At 63.7% G+C, this 22,701-nt stretch carries 21 protein-coding genes; 7 read left to right on the top strand and 14 right to left on the bottom strand.

Annotated features, from left to right (window positions below; translation table 11 throughout):
- Nucleotides 1–243: 243 nt before the first annotated feature.
- Together pncA and NKJ32_RS02550 are read left to right on the top strand one after the other, a co-directional pair.
- Nucleotides 244–843 carry a bifunctional nicotinamidase/pyrazinamidase gene (pncA, locus tag NKJ32_RS02555; protein ID WP_023676971.1) on the top strand — a complete coding sequence of 200 codons (600 nt, stop codon included), beginning with the start codon at nucleotides 244–246 and terminating at the stop codon, nucleotides 841–843.
- A gap of 40 nt (nucleotides 844–883) precedes the next feature.
- Nucleotides 884–2,311: a sodium:proton antiporter gene (locus tag NKJ32_RS02550; protein ID WP_352826756.1), complete on the top strand. Its 1,428-nt coding sequence runs from the start codon at nucleotides 884–886 to the stop codon at nucleotides 2,309–2,311.
- Here the strand turns inward: NKJ32_RS02550 and NKJ32_RS02545 are convergent, their stop codons facing one another.
- The 8 genes from NKJ32_RS02545 to gcvA all read right to left on the bottom strand — a co-directional run bounded on the left by NKJ32_RS02545 (nucleotide 2,312) and on the right by gcvA (nucleotide 11,307).
- Nucleotides 2,312–3,031, bottom strand: coding sequence for an ABC transporter ATP-binding protein (locus NKJ32_RS02545; RefSeq protein WP_352826754.1), 720 nt, complete (start codon nucleotides 3,029–3,031; stop codon nucleotides 2,312–2,314).
- Nucleotides 3,024–3,752 carry an ABC transporter ATP-binding protein gene (locus NKJ32_RS02540; RefSeq protein WP_352826752.1) on the bottom strand — a complete coding sequence of 243 codons (729 nt, stop codon included), beginning with the start codon at nucleotides 3,750–3,752 and terminating at the stop codon, nucleotides 3,024–3,026. Before NKJ32_RS02540 ends, NKJ32_RS02545 begins: the two co-directional genes overlap by 8 nt.
- Nucleotides 3,749–4,711, bottom strand: a complete 963-nt coding sequence (locus tag NKJ32_RS02535; protein ID WP_352525857.1) for a branched-chain amino acid ABC transporter permease — start codon at nucleotides 4,709–4,711, stop codon at nucleotides 3,749–3,751. Before NKJ32_RS02535 ends, NKJ32_RS02540 begins: the two co-directional genes overlap by 4 nt.
- Nucleotides 4,708–5,589, bottom strand: coding sequence for a branched-chain amino acid ABC transporter permease (locus NKJ32_RS02530; protein ID WP_352826751.1), 882 nt, complete (start codon nucleotides 5,587–5,589; stop codon nucleotides 4,708–4,710). Before NKJ32_RS02530 ends, NKJ32_RS02535 begins: the two co-directional genes overlap by 4 nt.
- Nucleotides 5,590–5,759: 170 nt before the next feature.
- Nucleotides 5,760–7,064, bottom strand: coding sequence for an ABC transporter substrate-binding protein (locus NKJ32_RS02525; protein WP_352826749.1), 1,305 nt, complete (start codon nucleotides 7,062–7,064; stop codon nucleotides 5,760–5,762).
- A gap of 162 nt (nucleotides 7,065–7,226) precedes the next feature.
- Complete coding sequence (locus NKJ32_RS02520) at nucleotides 7,227–8,666, bottom strand: hypothetical protein (RefSeq protein ID WP_352691404.1); 1,440 nt, start codon at nucleotides 8,664–8,666, stop codon at nucleotides 7,227–7,229.
- Nucleotides 8,667–8,835: 169 nt separating this feature from the next.
- On the bottom strand, nucleotides 8,836–10,140 hold the full coding sequence (gene pncB, locus NKJ32_RS02515) for a nicotinate phosphoribosyltransferase (protein WP_254815847.1): 1,305 nt from the start codon (nucleotides 10,138–10,140) through the stop codon (nucleotides 8,836–8,838).
- 192 nt (nucleotides 10,141–10,332) lie between these two features.
- Nucleotides 10,333–11,307 carry a transcriptional regulator GcvA gene (gene gcvA, locus NKJ32_RS02510; protein ID WP_352634764.1) on the bottom strand — a complete coding sequence of 325 codons (975 nt, stop codon included), beginning with the start codon at nucleotides 11,305–11,307 and terminating at the stop codon, nucleotides 10,333–10,335.
- A 183-nt stretch (nucleotides 11,308–11,490) separates the two neighbouring features.
- Between gcvA and speB the strand changes: the two genes are divergently transcribed.
- The 4 genes from speB to NKJ32_RS02490 all read left to right on the top strand — a co-directional run bounded on the left by speB (nucleotide 11,491) and on the right by NKJ32_RS02490 (nucleotide 14,818).
- Complete coding sequence (gene speB / locus NKJ32_RS02505; RefSeq protein ID WP_352826748.1) at nucleotides 11,491–12,552, top strand: agmatinase; 1,062 nt, start codon at nucleotides 11,491–11,493, stop codon at nucleotides 12,550–12,552.
- 137 nt (nucleotides 12,553–12,689) lie between these two features.
- Nucleotides 12,690–13,499: a transporter substrate-binding domain-containing protein gene (locus tag NKJ32_RS02500; RefSeq protein WP_352588638.1), complete on the top strand. Its 810-nt coding sequence runs from the start codon at nucleotides 12,690–12,692 to the stop codon at nucleotides 13,497–13,499.
- 6 nt (nucleotides 13,500–13,505) lie between these two features.
- On the top strand, nucleotides 13,506–14,174 hold the full coding sequence (locus NKJ32_RS02495; RefSeq protein ID WP_352826746.1) for an amino acid ABC transporter permease: 669 nt from the start codon (nucleotides 13,506–13,508) through the stop codon (nucleotides 14,172–14,174).
- Nucleotides 14,171–14,818, top strand: a complete 648-nt coding sequence (locus tag NKJ32_RS02490; RefSeq protein ID WP_023722520.1) for an amino acid ABC transporter permease — start codon at nucleotides 14,171–14,173, stop codon at nucleotides 14,816–14,818. Before NKJ32_RS02495 ends, NKJ32_RS02490 begins: the two co-directional genes overlap by 4 nt.
- A 16-nt stretch (nucleotides 14,819–14,834) precedes the next feature.
- On the opposite strand, the gene NKJ32_RS02485 is transcribed toward NKJ32_RS02490, so the two are convergent.
- Nucleotides 14,835–16,238 carry an MATE family efflux transporter gene (locus tag NKJ32_RS02485; protein WP_352634760.1) on the bottom strand — a complete coding sequence of 468 codons (1,404 nt, stop codon included), beginning with the start codon at nucleotides 16,236–16,238 and terminating at the stop codon, nucleotides 14,835–14,837.
- A 234-nt stretch (nucleotides 16,239–16,472) separates the two neighbouring features.
- On the opposite strand from NKJ32_RS02485, the gene NKJ32_RS02480 reads away from it, so the two are divergent.
- Complete coding sequence (locus tag NKJ32_RS02480; protein ID WP_352635032.1) at nucleotides 16,473–17,054, top strand: histidine phosphatase family protein; 582 nt, start codon at nucleotides 16,473–16,475, stop codon at nucleotides 17,052–17,054.
- Between the two features lie 14 nt (nucleotides 17,055–17,068).
- Here the strand turns inward: NKJ32_RS02480 and NKJ32_RS02475 are convergent, their stop codons facing one another.
- The 5 genes from NKJ32_RS02475 to NKJ32_RS02455 all read right to left on the bottom strand — a co-directional run bounded on the left by NKJ32_RS02475 (nucleotide 17,069) and on the right by NKJ32_RS02455 (nucleotide 22,672).
- Nucleotides 17,069–18,655, bottom strand: coding sequence for an FGGY-family carbohydrate kinase (locus NKJ32_RS02475; RefSeq protein ID WP_352619426.1), 1,587 nt, complete (start codon nucleotides 18,653–18,655; stop codon nucleotides 17,069–17,071).
- Nucleotides 18,652–19,335 carry an HAD family hydrolase gene (locus NKJ32_RS02470; RefSeq protein ID WP_352588650.1) on the bottom strand — a complete coding sequence of 228 codons (684 nt, stop codon included), beginning with the start codon at nucleotides 19,333–19,335 and terminating at the stop codon, nucleotides 18,652–18,654. Before NKJ32_RS02470 ends, NKJ32_RS02475 begins: the two co-directional genes overlap by 4 nt.
- A 15-nt stretch (nucleotides 19,336–19,350) precedes the next feature.
- Nucleotides 19,351–20,829: a mannitol dehydrogenase family protein gene (locus NKJ32_RS02465; RefSeq protein ID WP_352588653.1), complete on the bottom strand. Its 1,479-nt coding sequence runs from the start codon at nucleotides 20,827–20,829 to the stop codon at nucleotides 19,351–19,353.
- Between the two features lie 71 nt (nucleotides 20,830–20,900).
- Nucleotides 20,901–21,671 carry an L-iditol 2-dehydrogenase gene (locus NKJ32_RS02460; RefSeq protein WP_352782991.1) on the bottom strand — a complete coding sequence of 257 codons (771 nt, stop codon included), beginning with the start codon at nucleotides 21,669–21,671 and terminating at the stop codon, nucleotides 20,901–20,903.
- Nucleotides 21,668–22,672, bottom strand: coding sequence for an ABC transporter ATP-binding protein (locus NKJ32_RS02455; RefSeq protein ID WP_023676991.1), 1,005 nt, complete (start codon nucleotides 22,670–22,672; stop codon nucleotides 21,668–21,670). Before NKJ32_RS02455 ends, NKJ32_RS02460 begins: the two co-directional genes overlap by 4 nt.
- Nucleotides 22,673–22,701 lie beyond the last annotated feature (29 nt).

Here is a 22,701-nt window from a genome sequence, read left to right as displayed (position 1 = left end):
GAGGGGATCCTGCCGAAAGATTTTCCCGAGCATTCAAGGCAGGAAATTCATTCGTATGCAAATGATATCAAGCCGGCAGGAATTGTCAAAGCCAGAGTTTGCACGGCTGTTGGCACCGGTGCACCCGGAACGCATTTGTTATGCCATGAGAGGTTGACGCAGCCGGCCATCTGGTCAAGTTTCTGCGTCCGGTCGCGTTTTCATTGGAGCCTAAGCTCAAGACCAAGAAAATAAGGAGGCTCCATGGCCGACGAAGCGCTTGTCGTTATCGACCTGCAGAACGATTTCTGCCCGGGTGGCGCCCTTGAAGTGGCCGGTGGCGACGAAATCGTGCCGTTGGTCAATGACCTGATCCGGCGGACCGAGCACGTCCTGCTGACGCAGGACTGGCACCCTGCCGGCCATTCGAGCTTTGCCTCCAGCCACCCCGGCAAGCACCCGTTCGAAACGATCGACGTGCCTTATGGCCACCAGACGCTGTGGCCGGATCACTGCATCCAGGGCAGCCTGGGATCGGATTTCCATTCGGGCCTCGCCTGGAGCAAGGCCGAGCTGGTGATCCGCAAGGGGTTCCGTCCTGCGATCGACAGCTATTCCGCATTCTTCGAGAACGACAGGACGACGCCGACCGGCCTTGCCGGCTATCTCCGGGATCGGAACATCGAGACGCTGACCCTGGTCGGCCTGGCGACGGATTTCTGCGTCGCCTTTTCGGCGCTCGACGCAGTCAAGCTCGGTTTTGAGACATCCGTGCGGCTCGACGCCTGCCGCGGCATCGATCTCAACGGCTCCGTGGAGAGGATGCTGGGCCGGATGCGCGATGCCGGCGTGACACTGATTTGAACGTCATCCAGCCGAACCTGACAGACTTTTGAGGGGCTTCATGCGGTTTGCGGCGTTGACGGCAAGTGCTGCACTTATTGCAGCAATCTTTTCTCCGAGAGCGGTTCTCGCGGCCGAAGCGCACGAATTGCCGGGCGCCGCCATGTCGCTTTGGTGGGTGCTGCCGTTTGCCGGGCTCTTGCTTTGCATCGCGACCGGGCCGTTGCTCTTCCATCATGCCTGGGAGCACCATTACGGCAAGATTGCCGCGTTCTGGGCAGCATTGGTGATCGGGCCGCTGGCAATCGCCTTCGGCATCCCGTCGGCGACGCAGGCGGTGCTGCACGCGCTGCTCACCGAGTACATGTCGTTCATCATCCTGCTGTTTGCGCTGTTCACCATTTCGGGCGGCATCTTCGTTGCCGGCAACATACACGGCACGCCGCTGGTCAATGCCGGGCTGTTGCTGGGAGGGGCGCTGCTTGCCTCGATCATTGGCACAACCGGCGCCTCGATGATCCTGATCCGGCCGCTCATCCGCGCCAACGACAACCGGCGCTTCAACGCCCATGTCGTCATTTTCTTCATTTTCCTGGTGTCCAACATCGGCGGGTCTCTGACGCCGCTCGGCGATCCGCCGCTGTTCGTCGGCTTCCTGCGCGGCGTCGATTTCTTCTGGACGACCGTTCACCTGCTGCCGGAGACGCTGTTCGTCGCCGGCGTGGTGCTGGCCGTTTTCCTGGCGATCGACATCATCCTGCATCACCGCGAGGAAGGTGCGCCGAAGATCAAGGATCCGACGCCTGACACCAAGGTGCGCATTCGCGGCCTGGCCAACATACCGCTGCTGGCCGGCGTAATCGCTGCGATCCTGATTTCTGCTGCCTGGAAGCCGGGAGTGAGCTTCTCTTTTCAGGGCGTCAGCCTCGAGCTGCAGAACCTGGTGCGCGACGCCGCCATCATGATACTGGCCTTCACTTCGCTTGTCGTCTCGCCGAAGGAGTTTCGCGGTGCAAACGCCTTCAGCTGGGGGCCGATCGCCGAGGTGGCGAAGCTGTTCGCCAGCATCTTCATCTGCATCGTGCCGGTGGTCGCCATATTGCGGGCCGGCCTCGACGGCGCGCTGGCGCCGTTGGTGCTGCTGGTCAGCTCGCCGACCGGCGCGCCTGACAATCTCGCCTATTTCTGGCTGACCGGGGCGCTGTCGTCCTTCCTCGACAATGCGCCGACCTATCTGGTGTTCTTCGAACTCGCCGGCGGCGACCCGCAGCATCTGATGACCGAGCTCGCCTCGACGCTGGCGGCGATCTCGGCCGGCGCGGTGTTCATGGGTGCCAACACCTATATCGGCAATGCGCCGAATTTCATGGTCTATGCTATCGCCAGGCATCGCGGCATCAAGATGCCGAGCTTCTTTGGCTACATGGTATGGTCGGGTGCCGTGCTGATCCCGACTTTCCTGCTCGCCGGCTTCCTGTTCTTTCGCTGATCAGCCAACGCCGACATAGCGGCGGACGGCCGAGGGATCGGCACGCAGTTCCTCGACGTCGACCGTCTCGCGGTTGCGGCCGTTTTCAATGAAGCAAACACGGTCGGCGACCGACAGCACGGCATCGACGCGCTGCTCGACGAGGATTGTCGACACGCCAAGCGCGCGCAGCTTCGACACGGTTTCGCGGATTTTTGCGATCATCGACGGCATCAGCCCCTCGGTCGGCTCGTCGAGCAGAAGCACCTGCGGCTCCAGACACAACGCCCGCGCCATAGCCAGCATCTGCTGCTCGCCGCCGGACAGCGTGCCGGAACACTGCCTGAGGCGCTGGCGCAGCAGCGGGAAAAGATCGAGCACGTTTTCGCGCGTCGCCTTGCCCTTGTTGCGGGCCATCAGGCCGATTTCGATGTTCTCCGCCACCGTCATCTCGGCGAATAGCCGCCGGCCCTGCGGCACGTAGGCGACGCCGGCCTTGGGCACCTCATGTGCCGGCAGGCCGGTCAATTCCCGCCCTTCGAGCCTGATCGAGCCGGCGGCTGCCGGCACCAGGCCCATGATCGCCTTCAGCATCGTCGTCTTGCCGGCGCCGTTGCGGCCGAACAGGCAAAGCACCTCGCCCTCGTTCAGAACCAGATCCAGGCCATAGAGCACCTGGACCTCGCCGTAGAAGCAATCGAGCCCGGAAACGGTCAGTGCCTTGGACTGGACCTCAGCCATGCGTGGTCCCCAGATAAGCGTCCTGCACCGCGGCATTGGCGCGGATCTGCTCGGGCGTACCTTCGGCCAGAATCCTGCCGGCGTTGAAGACGGTGATGCGGTCGGCGAGTTGCATGACCACCGGCATGTTGTGCTCGATCAAAAGCACTGTGGCGCTATCGGCGATCTCGCGCACCAGCTCGATGAAATTGTCGATCTCGCTGTCGGCCAGCCCTTGCGTCGGTTCGTCGAGGATCAGCAGGCGCGGCTTCAGCGCCAGCCCCATCGCCACTTCCAGCAGGCGCTGGTGACCGTAGGACAATTGCCCGGCCGGCATTTGAGCGCGATCGGCAAGGCCGGTGCGCTCGAGAGCCGCCATGACGCCGCTGTGAACCGCGCCCTTCGAACGGCCATCGGTCAGCGTGCGCTGCACCGGCAGGGCGACATTGTCGTAGGCGCTGAGATTGGCAAAGACACTGGTGATCTGGAAAGTGTAGGCGACGCCAAGGCGAACCCTGGCGTAGGCCGGCAGATTGGTGATGTCCGCGCCGTCGAAGACGATCATGCCCGACGAGGGCTGGATACGGCCGCTGACCAGGCTGACGAAGGTGGTCTTGCCGGCACCGTTGGGGCCGATGACAGCGCGGACCTCGCCCGGCATCAGCGCGAAGTCGACGCCGTCGACGGCACGCAGGCCGCCGAAACTGCGGGACAGGCCTTTGGTGGTCAGCAGCGGCATCATGGCAGCCACCCCAGCCAGCGCTGGCGGATGCTGCCGAGGATGCCCTTGGGGAAGAATAGCACCAGCAGGATGAGCGCGATGCCGACGATCAGCAGATAGGCGGAGGTGTAGCCGCTGGCGACGTCGATGACATAATACATGAACAGCGTGCCGATCAGCGGCCCGAGCGTGGTAGCGGCGCCGCCCAGCAGCACCCAGAGCAGCGGCAGGATGGAATACTGCACGGAAGCGAAGCTCGAGCCGACATAGCCGAACAGCAGCGCATAGGCGGCACCCGAAGCCGCGCAGATGGTGCCGGAGACGACGACGGCGGCGAGCTTGTTGGAGAACGTGTTGTAGCCGAGCATTTTTGTCCGCTCCTCGTTCTCGCGGATGGCGACCAGCACACGACCGTAGCTGGAGCGGACTATAGCCAGGCTTATGAGCAGCACGATCGAGAACAGCGCCAGCGCGCTCATGTAGCGCACGGTCGGGTTGGTGAGGTCGAACGACGCGCCGCCGAGGACAAGGACACGCATCGGCTGCGGCACGACCATGCCCTGGTCGCCGCCGGTCCAGGCGGCGAAATAGAGGATGACGAGGTAGAATACCTGCGCGAACATCATGGTGACGATCATGAAGGCGACGCCGGAGGTGCGCAGTGCCAGGAGCCCGATCACCAGCGCAAGCAGCGCGCCGCAGGCAAGCCCGGTTGCGAAGGCCGCCGGCACGCTCCAGCCGAGATGGATGATGGCAAGGCCGGCGCCATAGAGCCCGGCTGAAAAGAACATGGCGTGGCCGAGGCTGAGCAGCCCGACATAGCCGAACAGCAAGTTATAGCCCATGGCGAAGACCGCCAGCACCATGATACGGGCGAGCAGCCCGTGATGGTATTCCGGCAGGACAAAGCTAAGTGCGAAAAGCAGGGCGATGACGCCGAGATGCAGTGCATAGGGCTTTGCCGGCGAAGCATCCTTCATCGCGATGCCGTCCCGAACAGGCCCTGCGGCCGGAACACCAGCACCATGGCGACCAGCAAGGTGGCGATGATCTTGGCCAGCGTCGGCGAGAAGAACACCGAGATGATGCCGTCGGAAAGGCCGATCAGCACCGCCGCGACCACCGTGCCGCGCAACGAGCCGAGGCCGCCGATGATGACGACGATGAACGAGAGCAGCAGCGGGTCTTGTCCCATCAGATAATGCGCCTGGCTGATCGGCACGATCAACACCGCGGCGATAGAAGCCAGCATGGCGCCGAGCGCGAAGACGCCGGCATAGACGCGATCGACCGGAATGCCGAAGGCCTGCGCCGTCTCGCTGTCATACTGGGTGGCGCGCATAACAAGGCCGATTTTCGTGCGCGTCAGCACCAGCCAGGTTGCGATCAGCAGCAGCGCAGACGCTGCGATGATCGACAGCTTGTAGCCGGAATAGCCGAACCACGGCAGAAGAATGCGGTAGCTGAAGGGCGGCTCCACCGGCCGCGCCTCCGGACCATAGAAGGTCAGCGCCAATTGCTGGATGATGTAGAGCATGCCGATGGTGGCGACGATGGTGGCTTCCGGATTGTAGTTCAGCCGGCGCAGCACCAGCCGTTCGGCGACCAGTGCGATCAGGCCGACGATCAGCGGCGCCAGCACCAGGGCGACCAGGAAGCCGAGCGCCGGATGGCCCGATATCGCCGTAGAGATCGCCCAGGCAAGCACGGCGCCCAGCATGAAGAATTCGCCATGCGCGACATTGACGACGCGCATGACACCGAACACCAGCGACAAGCCGAGCGCCGTCAGCGCCAGCACGGCGGAGGTGACGAGGCCTTCGAGGGCGGCGAGGAGAAGGTGGGGTCCGAAGTGCATCGGTTACGCCCCCAAGGGAGGTGCCCAGAGCACCCCCCTCTGGCCTGCCGGCCATCTCCCCCTCAACGGGGGAGATTGGCAGTTCCTGCGAAGGCGGCCGTCTACCGACCTCGGCGATTGGCGAAAGCGGTGGGGTGGCTCGAAGCGCACTACGGCCAAAACAGCTAAGCTCACAGCGCCTGGGTCGTGTAATCCCCTTCCGGCTCGTAGAGGCCGTCCTCGATCTTGGTCTTGTGGACGACATTCAGCCGGCCGCCTTCGACCTTGGAGATGTTCTGGATACCAAAACACTGGTGGATCTTGCCGTTGAAGGTTTTCGGGCCCTGCGGGTGCTCCGGTCCCTCGGCGAACTCGGTCAACGCCTCGGTCGCCTCGACCAGCTTGGCGCGGTCTTCCGGGCCCTTGTAGCCGGCATCTTCCATCGCCTTCTTGACGACATAGAGCGTTTCCCAGCAGCCGAACATATGCGCGGCGGTGGAGACGTCCTTGGGATCGCCGACGGCGGCACCATTGTCGTCGATGCCGACGGCGGCACGATAGGCCTTCTGCGCGGCGGAATCATCAGGCTGCGCATAGCGCGGCGAGCCTTCCCAGAAATGGCTGCCATCGAGGAATTCGAGGCCGGGGCTGTTGATGTCGGTGGCTTCGAGAGAATCTATGAAGCCAAACAATTGCGGCCGGTTGGAGCCGTAGAACTCGCCAAGTTCCTTGACGAAGGTGAGCACGGCCGGGCCGACCATGACGTGGTAGATCACCTCGGTCTCGGCCGGGATCTGCGGGAAATATTTGGTGAAGGAGGATTCCGTCGGCGGGATGGCGATCTGGGCGATGACCTCGGCGCCTTGCGCCTTCAGCGCCGGCGGCAGGTAATCGCGATGGTCGTAGCCGAAGGCGAAATCGGGGAAGATCTGCGTCACCTTCTTGCCGGCATTGGCGGCAATCCACGGCGCCATCGACTGGATCTGGCTCTTCACGTCGGTGATGCCGGGCTGGAAGACGTAGCGGTTCAATTTGGTCGAGGCGACGTGGTGGCCTTCGCTGACAACGAAATAGGGCATCTTGGCCTCGCCGGCGGCCGGCGCCGAGCCGATGACGACATGCGAAAACAGCGTGCCGTAGACGATGTCGGTCTTGTGCTGGGAGGCGAACTTGCCGACGACTTCGGCGCCCCGGCCGGGATCGGTGCCGTCATCCTCGATGATCACGTCGACCGGCCGGCCGTTGATGCCGCCGGCTTCGTTGATCGCCTTGACGGCAGCCGCTGTGGTCTTCTCGTACCAGCGGCCATAGGCGGCGCCGATGCCGGTGCGGTGCGACTGGAAGCCGATCTTGATCGGCGCCGAGCTCTGCGCCTGGCTGTAACGCACGAAACCCGGCGCGACGGCAAGACCGGCGCCGGCGGCAAGGCCCTTCAGCGCCGTGCGGCGGGTGAGAGCGGATCTGGAGAGATCGAAAAACCCATTCTTGTCAGTCACGGCAGTTCCCCTTGTTTTTGAGCTTTGACCAATGGCTGTAGCAGGCAGGCCACTCTTGTTAAGAGGGGCGAAAATTGCATGTGTACAAACTAAATCACCAAAGCTCTGACGTGGCAAGCGAGCTTTCCCCAAGGTTCGATTGGCGGGCATCGCACACCTCGTTCATCCGGCGCTCGGCGTCGCAAGCAGCCATAGGCCGAGGACGGTGTAGGCGATCATCAGCACGGTGAGCGGGAACTGGCTGAGCGCGGCGCGAGCCGGAATGGCGTGCAGCCGCCAGGCCAAGCCATGGGCGACAAGCACAGCAAGCATGTGGCCGGCTATGATGACGCCGGCCTGGAGGTTCCACAGCCACCACGCCGAACCGGCACCGGCGACGACGCCGGCTTCAATTGACATGTCGGCGGTACCGAACAGGTTCCAGCCCAGCGCAAACGGGTCGGAGAGACCGGCAATCGCATATTGGCCGTCGACCAGCAGCGCCGTCAGATAATGCGCGAAGTGGTAGGCGAGCGCGATCGGTACGATCGACCAGACCAAAAGCCCGGCGGCGTGACCGAGCGAATGCTTGCTGCCGGCAAGGTTCTGGCCAAGAAAGACGGCGAGCGCGAACACGGCCGCAAGCACGGCAAAGCTCAGCACAAGGCCGAAGCTGCCGATGCCGATCAAAGCGGTGCGTCCCGGAAACTCCAGCGGATTGATGCCGAACCAGCCTAGCCAGAAGAAGGTTTTCGACAGGCCGTCGAAGGACACCGACGACAGCGCAAGCAGCAGGAAAGCGACGCCGCTGCGCGGTAGCGGCGCGGCACCGAGCAGCTTGGCGCCCGGCCAGCAGAGTTTTAGCCGGCCGTCTGCGCTACGTTCGACGATGGCGAAGCGCGCCACCATGGAAAAGAACACGGTCAGGAACTCACCGCGCAGGGTCCAGTCGCGGTAGCCGAAGACCTGCATGGCGGCGAAGCTCAGCAGCCAGTAGAGGCCGGCGGCCCAGGCCAGCCGCGCCGGATCGTCGGGCGCAGGGTCGATCAGCTCGAACCAGGCGAAGGCGAAGAACAGCAGGAAAGCCGGCCAATAGCCGAGCCGTTGGGGGAGCAGATACGGCTGCGTTCTGCCGGACAGGCGCGAGGCGACGCGGCATGGCCCGTACCAGGGGTTGAGCCACGACCAGAGATCGCCGCCGAGCCCCTGCAACAGAGCCAGGCCAACCCAGAGAAGCGTCCATACGGTCAGCGGCATCGGATTGGAAAGCGGATCGCGGCTGCCGAACAGGCCGGCGGCAATCAGAATTGCAAAGCCGGCAAAGGATACCAGGCTGACGGCAGTCCGCGCGCCGTCGCCGAAGGTAAAAAGCGGCAGGCGTTTGCGCCAGAAGCGGTCGAGGGAGTCCGGCGGCAGTAGCGCCAGGACAAGGAAACTGGCGGCAACCGAGAGCGCGCCACCGACGACGTAGTAGCCGGTGGGGAGGAGCAGGACGTGGCCGCGGTCGGAGGCGTGGGCGAAGGCGGGCGTGGATGGGAATGCCAAGGAAGCGACGAGACCGGGAAAGGGCCTGATTGCAGAAATGCAGCGCTCTACGGCGCCCCCCTCTGTCCTGCCGGACATCTTCCCCTCAAGGGGGGAGATCGGCGGTTCCGCCGTCGGCTCTCCTTCTGCAACTTTAGCGATTGGCGAAAGCAGCAATGAGGGCGCAATCTCCCCCCTCGTGGGGGAGATGTCCGGCAGGACAGAGGGGGGCGCGAAGGAACTCATACTACGCAAGAGTTCCCCTACCTCACACCTTCACCAACTGCTCCACGCGGTCCTTCTGGCCGAAGATGCGCAAATAGCGCTCGATCTCTTTCTCGTCGCCTGTCGACTTGGCCGGATTGTCGGAAAGCTTGACCGCCGGCCTGCCGTTGGCTTCGGTGACCTTGCAGACCAGCGAGATGGCGTCTAGCCGGTTGGTCTCGGTCGGCGCGCAGCCCTCGAAATCGTTGGTCAGGTTGGTGCCCCAGCCGAAGGACATGCGCACCTTGCCGCGGAAGTGGCGGTAGGTTTCCTCGATGGTCTCGACCTCCAGCCCATCCGAGAAGATGAGCAGCTTCTGCTTGGGGTCCTTGCCCTTTTCGCGCCACCAGGAAATGATTTTCTCGCCGCCTTCGATCGGCGGCGCGCTGTCGGGGCGGAAGCCGGTCCAGTCGGCGACCCAGTCCGGTGCATCGCGCAGGAACGCCGCGGTGCCGAAGGTGTCCGGCAGTACGATCAGCAGGTTGCCGCCGTAGTAGCGCTGCCAGTCCTGCAGCACGTTGTAGGGCGACTGTTTCAATTCCTTTTCCGAATTGGTGAGCGCGGCGAACACCATCGGCAGTTCATGCGCATTGGTGCCGAGCGCCTCGAGATCGTTGTCCATGGCGAGCAGCACGTTGGAGGTGCCAGTGAAGGCCTCGCCGATGCCCTCCTTCAACGCTTCGACGCACCAGCGCTGCCACAGGAAAGAATGACGGCGGCGGGTGCCGAAATCCGAGATGCGGATGCCGGGCAGCGCCTTCAGCCGCTCGGTCTTGGCCCACATCTTGGCCTTGGCGCGGGCATAGAGCACGTCGAGCGCGAACGGCCCGAACGCCCGCATGGCCGCGCGAGATCGAAGTTCATTGATAATTGCCAGCGCCGGGATCTCCCACAGCGTCGTGTACATCCACGGACCGCTGAAGGCGAGTTCGTATTGACCGTCGCGCTTGGAAAGCTCGTATTCGGGCAGCCGGAAATTTTCCAGCCAGGCGAGGAATTCCGGTTCGAATATCTGCTTGCGGCCATAGAAGGTGTTGCCGCCGAGCCAGATCATCTCTTTCTTAGAGAAGCGCAAGGTGCGGGCATGGTCGAGCTGCTCGCGCAGCTCCGTCTCATCGATCTCCTCGGCAAGGCGGACCGAGGTGGTGCGGTTGATCAGCGAGAAGGTGGCGTCGACCTTGGGATACATGCCCCAGATCATCTGCAGCATCAGAAGCTTGTAGAAATCGGTGTCGAGCAAGCTGCGGACGATCGGGTCGAGCTTCCAGGTGTGATTGTAGACGCGCCGCGCTATATCGGTCTTTGCCATCGCTCAATGCGCCTTCGCTGCTCGGTCTAGCTTTTGTCTAGCGCAATTCCGGACGGAAAACCGCTGCGCACTTTTCCTGGAATTGCTCCAAATGCCTCTTAGCATCGAATTTTTGAACGCGCCTCCCGCTTTGCGGGCTGGCCCGACAAAAAGAAGCCCCTGCGGCAAGCGGCGCCTACGGCAGTTTCGGCCTCAGGATGCGGTCTTGGCGCCGACCACCTTGAGCGCTGGACGCTTGCGGCGAATGCCGATGCGGCCTGCCACCGGCGCGTCGGCGCGGCGGTCGGCCTGCTCTTTCTCGGCAAACAGCCAGTCGATGAACAATTGCACGATCGGCGCCGACCGCATCTCGTTGCGGCAGACGATGTAGAAATCGTCGACGGCCGGCACGGAAAGACTGAACGGGGCGACAAGCAGGCCCCTGGCGAGCAGTCCGCTTGCCGTCACCGTGTCGCCGAGCGCCACGCCATGGCCGTGGACAGCGGCCTCGGTCGCCATGCGCGCGTCGCCAAGATGGTGGCGGCGGCCGCGCTCCAGGTCCAGCGCGTCAGCGGCGGCCAGCCAGGTATGCCATTCGCGGCCGTCGTCGCCATGCAGGAAGACGTGATCGGCGAGGTCGCGGACGGTGCGGATCGGGCGGTTGTTGATCAGCGTCGGGCTGACCACCGGGAACAGTTCGAGGCCCGACCATTTGCGCATCCAGCAGTCGGTCCAGCTGCCGTCACCATAGTGCACGCAGACATCGATATGCGGTGCGCGGACGTCCTTGGCATCATTGGATGGGATCAGCGTCAGCCTGATATCCGGATATTGCGACGTGAAGCTGCCCAGCCGCGGGATCATCCACAGCAACAGTAGCGCCGGCACGCAGGATACAGAGAGAACGCCGGTGCTGGCCGGCCTCGTCATGCGCTGCGTGGCGGCGGCAATGCCGTCGAAGGCGGTCGACACCGCCGGCAGCAACTCGGCGCCGTGTGGCGTCAGCTTCACCCGCTGACCGGCACGCTCGAACAGCTTGACACCCAACGATTGCTCGAGCGCCTTGATCTGATGGCTGATGGCGCCGTGGGTGACGTTGAGCTCAGCCGCCGCCTTGGTCAGCGAGGCGTGGCGCGCCGTCGCCTCGAAGGCGCGCAGCGGGTTGAGCGGTGGCAAACGCTTGGCCATTTGGACCCGAGGCTCTGTGAGATTTTCTCACAGATAACACACTAACAATATCAATTGATTTTTCAATGCAGCTACGGGACACTTTGCCCAGGCATTGCATCAAGACGTGAAATCTGCAGGCAGCCGACGGCTGCGGCTATCGGGACCGCTGTCCGCGCGCCGCACCAGCCATGGAGGACCGACATGGGTTACGACCGCGGCAAGCTCGAAGCGTTGCGCCGCAAATACGGCGAGAGCCATGGCGGCGAAATGTTCGACCCGAAATTCCAGCGTGTCGCCGACAAGATCTTCTCCAAGACCGGCACGCGACTGGCGCCCTATTCCGGCATCCCGACCTTCCTCGCGGCGCCCTATCGTGAAATCGCCGCCGACAATCCGGATTTCGGCGATCTGCAGGTGGCGATGATCGGTGTGCCGATGGATCTGGGCGTCACCAACCGGCCGGGCGCCCGTTTCGGGCCAAGGGCGCTGCGCGCCATCGAGCGCATCGGCCCCTACAATCATGTGCTGGAATGCGCACCGACGCATGAGCTGAAGGTCGCCGACATCGGCGATGTGCCGTTCCAGAGCCGCTACCGGCTAGAGACCAGCCATGACGACATCGAACGCCGCACCAACCAGATCGTCGACGCCGGCGTTCTGCCGCTTTCGGTCGGCGGCGACCATTCGATCAGCCACCCGATCCTGAAGGCTGTCGGCAAGAGGGCGCCGGTGGGCATGATCCATATCGACGCGCATTGCGATACCAGCGGCCTGTTCGACATGACCAAGTTCCACCATGGCGGGCCGTTCCGTAACGCGGTGCTGGACGGCGTGCTCGACCCGAGCCGCACCATCCAGATCGGCATTCGCGGCTCGGCCGAGTATCTGTGGGAGTTCACCTATGAGTCCGGCATGACCGTCGTGCATGCCGAAGAGGTGACCGGCCTCGGCATTCCCGCCATTATCGACAAGGCGCGCAGGATAGTCGGCGACGGCCCGACCTATGTCTCGTTCGATATCGACAGCATCGATCCTGCCTTCGCGCCGGGCACCGGCACGCCGGAGGTCGGCGGGCTGACGACGCGCGAAGTGCTCGAGCTGCTGCGCGGCCTGAAAGGCCTCAACATCGTCGGCGGCGACGTCGTCGAGGTGGCACCGCAGTACGACGCGACCACCAACACGGCGCATGCCGGCGCGCAGGTGCTGTTCGAGATCCTCAGCCTGATCGTCTTCAGCCCGGCAATCACCAGCAAGGCGGGCTGACACGCTCGACCATGATCCCGAAAAGTGGGAACCGGTTTTCGGAGAAGATCATGGTCCACTAGAGAACCCAAAGGCGACCGCCGCGCTGGAGTCGGCGGTTGCACTCAAACAAACAAGCTTCCAGCAGGGGAATGACAATGACACTTCACATGAAGCTCAAATCATCCATCGCCGCCGTGCTGATGCTCGGCGCGACCGGTCTTGCTTTCACCAACCAGGCCGCCAATGCCGACGCGATCGACGACATCGCCAAGGCCGGCGCCATCAATGTCGGCATCTTTTCCGACTTCCCGCCCTTCTCCTCGGCCAGCGCCGACATGAGCATCAAGGGCTACGACATCGACGTGGCGCAATCCATCGCCGACCAGCTCAAGGTCAAGCTCAATCTGGTCAGCGTGACCGGCCAGAACCGCATTCCGTACCTGACCGACAAGCGGGTCGACCTGCTGATGAGTGTCGGCTATTCCAAGGAGCGTGAGCAGGTGATCGATTTCGCCGCCGCCTACGCGCCCTATTACATCGCAGTCATCGGCCCGGCAGCTCTTGCGGTCAAAGGCAAGGAAGACCTCGCCGACAAGTCGATCGCCGTCAATCGCGGCACGCTGGAGGATACCTCGCTGACCGAGGCGGCACCGGCCTCGGCCGACATCCGCCGTTTCGACAACTATAATTCCGTCATCCAGGCCTTCATTTCGGGCCAGACCCAATTGATGGTGGTCGGCAACGATGTCGGCGCCCAGGTGCTTGCCCGCCAGGAGGAACTGAAGCCGGAGCAGAAATTCCAGCTTCTCACCTCGCCCTCGCATATCGGCCTCAACAAGAAGGAAGACCGCCTGAAGCAGGCGGTCAATGACGCGGTTGCCAAGATGCTGGCCGACGGCAGACTGGACGAAAGCTCGAAAGCCTGGCTGAAGACGCCGCTCGATCCCGCCAATCTCAAGGATTGATGGCCGGTGAGCTATAGCCTCGACTTCGGCTGGCTTGCCGGGGCGACAGGGGCGATCGCGCGCGGCGCGGCCACGACGATCCTGTTGATCACTGTCACCACGCTGGCGGGAACGTTGCTCAGCATCCTCGGCGCCGCAGGGCGGCGGAACGGTCCGCTCCTGCTCAAGCGGGCGATCGGCGTCTATGTCGAGGTGATCCGCAACACGCCGTTCCTGGTGCAGCTATTCTTCATCTTCTTCGGGCTGCCCAGCATCGGCGTCAGGCTCGATCCGATGCTGGCAGCCATGCTGGCGATGACGCTCAACATGGCCGCCTATACGATCGAGATCGTTGGCGCCGGGCTCGACGCGGTGCCGCCCGGGCAGACGGAAGCGGCACTGGCGCTTGGGCTCAGGCCGCGCCAGGTCTTCATCAAGATCGTGCTGCCGCAGGCGCTCAAGGTGATCTATCCGGCGCTGACCAGCCAGATCGTTATCATGATGCTGGAATCCGCCGTGGTATCGCAGATCGCCGTTCGCGAGCTGACCTATGAAGCCGACATGCTGCAGGCGCGCACGTTCCGGGCTTTCGAGACCTATCTCATCGTGACGATGGTCTATCTCATCCTGTCGATTGGGCTGCGCCGGCTGCTGGTCGGCGGCGGGCGCCGGCTTCTCGGAGCCGGCGTGTCATGATCGAATTTACCTTCTGGGACATTCTGCGCAACCTGCTGCTGGCGGCGCGCTGGACGGTGCTCTTGTCGCTGGCCGCCTTTGTCGGCGGGGCCGTGGTCGGCATGATCGTGTTGTTCTTCCGGATCGCCAAGAATAAATGGGCGCGCCGGTTTGCCTCCGGCTACATCGCGCTTTTCCAGGGCACGCCGCTGCTGATGCAGCTCTTCCTGATGTTCTTCGGCTTGCCGATGCTGGGCCTGCGCATCGAGCCGTGGACCGCGGCGGTGCTTGGCCTGACCTTCTTTGCCAGCGCCTATCTCGCCGAGATCTGGCGCGGCGGCGTCGATGCACTGCCGCGCGGCCAGTGGGACGCCGGCGCCAGCCTCGGCCTGCACTATCTGCAGGAACTCCGGCTGATCATCTTGCCTCAGGCGTTTTCGATCACCCGCGCACCGACCGTCGGCTTTCTGGTGCAGCTGATCAAGTCGACCGCGCTGACGTCGATCATCGGTTTCGAGGAGCTGGTGAGGACATCCAACGCGATCAACAATGCGACCTTCGAACCGTTCAAAGTCTATGGGCTGGTAGCGCTGATCTTCTTCGTCATGTGCTTTCCGCTGACGCAATACGCACGTTCGCTCGAGCAGCGGGCGGCGGCCCGCTGAGCGGGCGACCAGCAATTCAACGCCCGAATACCAGCGGCGGCGCGATCCTGTCACGCCGCAGCCAGCGCCCTAGCAAGAGCGCCGCAACTACCGCCAGTCCCGACGACAGGCCGATCCAGATGCCGACGCCGTTGAAGCCGAAACGAAAGGCCAGCAGCACGCCGAGCGGCAGCCCGATGCCCCAATAGCCGATCGCGGCATAGATCATCGGCACCTTGGTGTCGTGCAGGCCGCGCAGCATGCCGCTGGCGACCGCCTGCGCACCGTCAAAAACCTGGAACAGCGCGGCAAAGGCGAGGAACGACACGGCAAGCGCCACCACCTCGGCATTAGCCGGATTGCCGAGATCGATGAAGGCGCCGATCAAGAGATGCGGCCACAGGATCATCACTAGCCCCATCAGCGCCATGAAGGAGACACCGACGACATAGGCGGTCCAGCCAGCCCGGCTGACACCTTCCGGATTGCCGGCGCCGTGGGCAAGTCCGACGCGCACCGTCACCGCCTGGTTGAGGCCGAGCGGCACCATGAAGGTGATCGAGGCGATCTGGATGGCGATCGCATGGGCGGCAAGCGAAGCTGCATCGATCAGGCCCATGAGAAAGGCCGCCGCGTTGAAGATCGTCACCTCGAACGCCAGCAGGCCCGCGATCGGCAGGCCGAGCCGCAGCAGGCCCTTGAAGCGCGGCCAATCGGCGCGCCAGAAGCGTCCGAACAGACGATAGCGCCGGAATTTCTTCTCAAGCATCACCACCGCCGCCATGCCGGCGAACATCAACGTGCTGGACAGAGTGGTGGCGAGGCCGGAGCCGGCGATGCCCATCGATTGGATGCCGAGATTGCCGAACATGAACAGCCAGTTGAAGAAGGCGTTGCAGGCGACGGCAACGAACACGATGATCAGCGCCCAGCCCGGCCGCTCCAGCGCCGAAATGAACGAGCGCAGGACGATGTAGCCGAAAAAGGGCAGCACCGCCCATTCGAGCCAGCGCAGATAGATGCCGGCCTGGTGCGCCAGCGCCGGTTCCTGACCCATGGCCAGCAACACGCTCTCGCCGTGCCAGAGAAGGGCCCAGATCGGAATGCAAATGAGGATCGCCAGCCACAGACCCTGGCGCACGGTGCGGCGCAGGTCGCGCACCGAGTGCCGACGGCGGCCGAGCTCGGTCGCCATCATCGGCGAGGTCGCCAGCATCAGGCCGAGCCCGAAGATAAGCGGCATGAAGTAGAGGTTGGCACCAAGCGCACCGCTGGCCAGCGTGTCCGGCCCCAGCCGCCCCATCATCATGACGTCGGTAGCGGTCATCGCGGTCTGGCCGAGATTGGTCAGCACCATCGGCCAGGCGAGCGCCAGCATCGCCCTGATTTCCCGACGCCAAAGGTTTTCCGGCGCGCGAGCGTCGGCTTCGATCGCAGACATTCTAGTTTTCCGCCTATCCGATTGCGGCACGTCGGCAAGAGCCGGAAGCCGCGTCTCAGCGCGGAAAATGGCCAAGATCGGCCGGATTCCGCATTACGACGGGTTTGTCTATCAAATGGGCACCGGTGGCAAGAGGCTGACTTGCGGAAGGGTTAAGCCAGTCGGTTCAATGCAGGCTATTGGAGAGGCTATGGAAGCCGCTATGGTCGCGGCAGAATCCATTTGAAAGGCAGCCTGATGAGCGCGTTTCCCGAAATCTATCTGGTTCGGCATGGCGAGACGGAATGGAGTGCGTCCGGAAAACATACCGGCCGAACCGACATACCGCTGACGCCGGCCGGCGAGGAAGCGGCAAGGCGGATCGCTGAGCGGCTCAAGGGCCTGTCCTTCTCGGCGGTGTGGTCGAGCCCGTCGCAGCGCGCCTTCAACACCTGTGCGCTGGCCGGCTTCGGCTCGTCAGGCGTGAAGAAGGACGATCTGGCGGAGTGGGATTATGGTGCCTATGAGGGATTGACCACCAAGCAAATCCTCGCCGAGCGCCCCGGCTGGCGTCTCTTTCGCGACGGCTGCCCGAGCGGCGAGTCCGCCACGGATGTCGGCTCGAGGGCGGACCGGATCGTCAGCCAGTTGCGCGAGGTCGGCAGCAATGTCCTGGTCTTCTCAAGCTCGCATTTCCTTAGGGTGCTGGCCGCACGCTGCCTCGGCCTGCCGCCGCAAGCCGGCGCGTTTTTCGTGCTGGATACCGCCGGCATAAGCGTGCTCGGTTATGAGCACGACCTTGACGAGCCGGTCATCCGGCGCTGGAACCAGAGATAGCAACCGATCCCGATTTATCGGATCGCGTCCAGCGCCTGCCTTTGCCTGTGCATTTCGAGAAACACGCGGTAGTCGCGATCGAACCGGCCGGCGGCAGCCGGATTGGGCTCTCGCGTCCTGCCGCCCTGTTGCATGGCGACGCAGGCAGCGTTCAAATCGGGAAAAAGCCTGGCCGCGGTGGCGGCAATCATGCCGGTGCCGAGCAGCACCGCTTCATCCGCCAGCGGCTCGACCACCGTGCAGCCGGTGGCATCGGCATAGAGCTCCATCAACAGCGGGTTCTTGGTGTGGCCGCCGGTGACGTGCAGCGTGTCGATCAGATAGCCGTTCTCGTTCAGCGCTTCCAGCACATGACGGACGCCAAGCGCGATGCTGACGGCGGTGCGCCAGTAGAGCTTGCACAGACTGTCGAAGGAGGCATCCAGCGTCAGCCCGCTGATGACGCCGACGGCATGCGGGTCGGCGAGCGGCGAGCGGTTGCCGTGGAAATCGGGCAGTACGTGCAGCCTTGCGGCGAGGTTGTCGCCCTCGGCGGCGCGCAGCTCGGCGACGCGGTGGGCAATCCTGGCATGCATGGCGGCATCCGGCTCGCCGCCGGCGCCATGCCAGCGGATGATGTGGTCGAGCAGCGCGCCGGTGGCCGACTGGCCACCTTCCGACAGCCACAGGCCGGGAAGGGCTGCGCCATAATATGGGCCCCAGACACCGGCGAAAGGCTGCGGATCGGGCGACATCGCCATGACGCAACTCGACGTACCTGCAATCAGGGCCAGATGTCGGCCGATGTTCGTCGCGTCACCGGCGAAACCGCCGAGCACGCCAAGCGCGCCGGCATAGGCATCGATGACGCCGGCGCCGACCCGGCATTTTTCGGTGAGGCCAAGCTCCGTCGCGGCTTGCGCGCCGAGCGGGCCGATATCGGCACCGACCGGGCTTGCCTTTTCCGGCAGGTTGCCGTGCTCAAAGATATCGCCGAGCCCGACGGCTTCGAAGAAGTCGCGCCGCCAGCCGGTCGCTTCATGGGCTAGATAGGTCCATTTGGCGGTCAGCGTGCATTGTGAACGGGAGAGCGAGCCGCTTGCCTTCCAGGTGAGGAAGTCGGTGAGGTCGAATAGATAGCCGGCTTCGTTCCATGTTCCGGGCAGGTTGCGCTTCAGCCACATCAGCTTCGGCGTCTCCATTTCCGGCGACATGACGCCGCCGATATAGTCGAGCACAGCGTGGCCGCTTTCAGTGCATTCGTCGGCCTCGGCAATTGCGCGATGGTCGAGCCAGACAATGGTGTCCCAGCGCCTTTCACCAGTGACGGACACGCTGAGCTGGCCGCCATGCCGGTCTCGCACCACCAGCGAGCAGGTGGCATCAAAGGAGATGCCGACGATATCCTCGGCCCGCACGCCCGCCTTTTCGCGGGCAGCGCGGACGGCCATGCACACCGCCGACCATATATCCTGCGAATCGTGCTCGGCATGGTCGGCCTTCGGCTGTTGCATGGCGATCGGGTGCTCGGCGCGGCCGAGCAAGGCGCCACCGGTGTCGAGAATGCCGGCACGAGCGCTTCCGGTGCCGACATCGACCGCGCAAACGAAACTGTTGGTCAAGGTGTTCTTGCTCTCGCTCCCAGGCCTGCAATCAGATCGGGCAATTGCAGCATGTCAGCGAATATAAAGTCCGGCTCACTCGACGCAAGCCGCGCTTTCAATGCCGGGTTGCCGGTGTGCGAGCCGCCGGTGAAGGCAAGGACGCGCATGCCGGCCGCCCGCGCCGCCTCGATGCCGGCCGGGCTGTCCTCGACGACGAGGCAGTTTCGCGGGGCCGCTCTCATTTTATCTGCTGCGTGGAGAAAGAGATCGGGCGCCGGTTTGCCCCGCGCCACCATGGCGGCGCTGAACAAATGCGGCTCCAGCAGCCCAAGCAACCCGGTGACGGCGAGCGCATAGCGGATGCGTTCCAGGGTGCCGGAGGAGGCGACGCAGCACGGTACGCCGAGCCTCGGCAGGACCTGTGCGATACCTGGCATCGGTTTCAGCTCCTCGCGGAATCTGCGCATCAGTTCGGAGCGCATCTCGGTCAGATGCTGGTCGGTGAGATCGAGCCCGAAGTCGCTTGCGAGGATTTCGCGGACGCTCTTCATGCTCTTGCCGAGGAAGTGCTCGTAGGCAATGTCCTCGCTGACGTTGCCGCCGGCAAGCGCGATCATCTCCAGCAATGCCGAGACGGACAGCATCTCACTGTCCACCAGCACGCCGTCACAGTCGAAAATGACTAGTTCAGGCGTCATCGCGCTGGATCGGCTTCAGAGGTCGCCGGCGAGATAGCGCGTCAGTGTCGCGCGCGCGCCGTCCGCCCACAGCAGTCTCAGCGCTTGGCCGAAGGCTTCAGCGAACGGCGGCGAGCGGCCGACATCGCCATAGATGTCCTCCATGGCAAGCCAGGCGGCAGGCATGTCCCTGGCCGCCTTGGCCGTCGCCTGCAACCGGCCCCAGTTCGGGTCGTTGGGCTCGGTGACGGCACCGGAATCCGTCGTGCCGAAGCAGTAGCGACACCAGAGCGCCGATTCCAGCGCAAGGCCGGTGACACTTTTGCCAGCCTTCAGCCGGTCGGCGATGGTCGGGATGATGAATTTCGGCTGGCGGTTGGAGCCGTCGAGGCAAAGCCGGCGTATGGTGTCGCCGATCTTCGGATTGGAGAAGCGGTGCTCGATGAGCTGGTAGTAATCTTCGAGGTCGGTGTCCGGAACCGGCGGCACGGTCGGGATGATTTCGTCATGCTCGAGCTTGTCGAGGAAGCCGCGTACCAGCGGCTCCTGCATCGCCTCATGGACGAAATGGATGTCCATCAGCCCGGCCGGATAGGCGATGGTCGCATGGCCGCCATTGAGGATGCGGATCTTCATCAGCTCATAGGGCGCGACGTCGCTGACGAACTGCACGCCGACCTTTTCCAGCGGCGGGCGGCCGTCGGTGAAACGGTCCTCCAGCACCCATTGCTTGAACGGTTCGCAAAACACCGGCCAATTGTCGTCGAGGCCGAACTCGCTGGAGAGAATGCCGCGCTCGCGGTCGGTGGTGGCCGGCGTGATGCGGTCGACCATGCCATTGGGAAAGGCAACGTTCTCGCTCACCCAGTTTGCCAAACCTTCGTCGATCAGCCGCGCAAGGCCGATGACGCCATCTGAGGTGACGTGGCCGTTATGGGGGATGTTGTCGCAGGACATAATTGTGAAGGGCACGATACCGTCGGCGCGGCGGCGCAGCAGCCCGGCGAGGACGAGGCCGAAGACGGTCTTCGGCGTCGCCCCCGGCTCAGCGTCGGCAACGATGTCGGGATGTGTCGGATTGAAGACGCCGGATGCCGGATCGATGAAATATCCGCCCTCGGTAATGGTCAGGGAGACGATCTTGATCGACGGATCGGCAAGCCGCTCGACGATTGCGACCGCATCGCCCGGCACCAGAAAGTCGATCATGACGCCGGTGACGCGCGCGCTCATATGGCCGCTGTCCTGCTCGACCACGGTGGTCAGCCAGTCCTGCTCCTGCAACTTGCCGCGGCCGACCTTCTCGCCCTCGAAGACGCCGGCGCCAACAATGGCCCAGTCGTGGCCGACACCCGAATTGAACAGGTCGTCGAGATAGACGGCCTGGTGCGAGCGATGGAAATTGCCGACGCCGAAATGCACGATGCCGGCCTTGAGCGCGGCGCGATCATATTTCGGGCCGGCGACCTTGGGCGGCAGCTTGGCGAGGATGGAAGAAGAGAGTTTCACGGTCATCTGCTTTTACCCTTTAGCGGGACGGCTCTTCCCCCCGTGGAGGAGACGGGGGGAAGAGCGCCTTCGCCCCCTCAACTCATCCACTGGCCGCCATCGACATTGTAGGTCTGGGCGACGATGTACTCGGCCTCATCGCTGGCCAGGAACACCGCCATGCCGGTGAGGTCTTGCGCCGTGCCCATGCGGCCATAAGGCACGGCTTCGCCGACCAGCCTCTTCTTCTCGCCCCTCGGCCGGTTCTCGAACTTGGCGAACAAGGCATCGACATGGTCCCAATGCTCGCCGTCGACGACACCCGGGGCGATGGCATTGACGTTGATGCGGTGTTTGATCAGATCGAGCCCTGCCGACTGGGTGAGCGAGATGACCGCCGCCTTGGTGGCGCAGTAGACGGTGACCAGCGCCTCGCCGCGGCGCCCGGCCTGGCTTGCCATGTTGATGATCTTGCCGCCCTTGCCCCGGGCAATCATCGAACGGGCGGCGGCCTGCAACGTAAACAGCGTGCCGGCGACGTTGACCGAAAACAATTTGTCGTAGCTTGTCTTGGTGATCTCGATGATCGGCGCCAGGTCGAACAAAGCAGCGTTGTTGATCAAGATATCCAGGCCGCCGGCCCTGGCTTCGACCGCCTTGACGGCCTCATCGATAGACGCGAGATCGGTGACGTCGAGCTTTACCGCGTAGGCGTTGCGGCCGATTTCCGAAGCCGTCTTCTCGGCGGCTTCGAGATTGATGTCGCCAATCGCGACCGTCGCCCCTTCGCGCATGTAGGCTTCGGCAAACGCCCTGCCGATGCCGCGCGCCGATCCGGTAATCAGCGCCGATTTGCCCCGGAGCCTCATTGCAGCATCGCCTTCCCGTCGGCGCCGAAACGATGCAGCTTGGCCTTTTCCGGCGTCAGGTAGATCGTGTCGCCGTGATGGGCGGCCAACTCGCCGTCGGCACGCACCGTCAGCTGCCCGACACCATCCGCCTGGACGTGCAAAAACGTGTCGGAGCCGAGATGCTCGGCAACCCCGACCGTCGCCTTCCAGTCGCCTGACGTCTTCGAAATGTTCATATGCTCCGGGCGGATGCCGACTGTCTTGGCGCCATATTTGGCGGCCGGCGCGCCTTCGATCAGGTTCATCTTCGGCGAACCTATGAAGCCGGCGACGAACAGGTTCTTCGGTGTCTTATAGAGCTCCATCGGCGAGCCGACCTGCTCGATATTGCCGGCATTGAGCACGACGATCTTGTCGGCCATGGTCATCGCCTCGATCTGGTCGTGGGTGACGTAGACCATGGTGGTCTTGAGCTGGTGATGCAGCTCGCTGATCTCCAGCCGCATGGTGCCGCGCAGCGCCGCGTCGAGATTGGACAAAGGCTCGTCGAACAGGAAGGCCGACGGCTGGCGCACGATGGCGCGGCCGATGGCGACGCGTTGCCGCTGGCCGCCGGAGAGCTGGCCGGGGCGGCGGTCGAGGTAGTTGGTGAGGTTCAGGATCCGCGCGGCGTCCTTCACCTTCTTGTCGATGGTCGCCTGGTCTTCGCCCGCCATCTTCAGCGGGAAGGCGATGTTCTTGGCCACCGTCATGTGCGGGTAGAGCGCATAGGACTGGAACACCATAGCCAGCTTGCGCTTGGCCGGCGCCTCGCCGGTGACGTCGCGACCATCGATGATGATGGTGCCGCCGCTGGTATCCTCGAGACCGGCGATCAGACGCAACAGGGTGGATTTGCCGCAGCCCGACGGGCCGACGAAGACGACGAACTCTCCGTCCTCGATGACCAGATCGAGGCCGGGGATGATGGACGTCGCCCCGAAGGATTTGGAGACGTTCTTGAGCGTGATGTTTCCCATGGTTTCCTCCCCCGAAGGGCTATCTTTTC

This window comes from Mesorhizobium sp. M0159, assembly GCF_040322295.1.
Lineage (GTDB): Bacteria > Pseudomonadota > Alphaproteobacteria > Rhizobiales > Rhizobiaceae > Mesorhizobium.
This window is presented reverse-complemented; position numbering and strand designations above follow the sequence as displayed.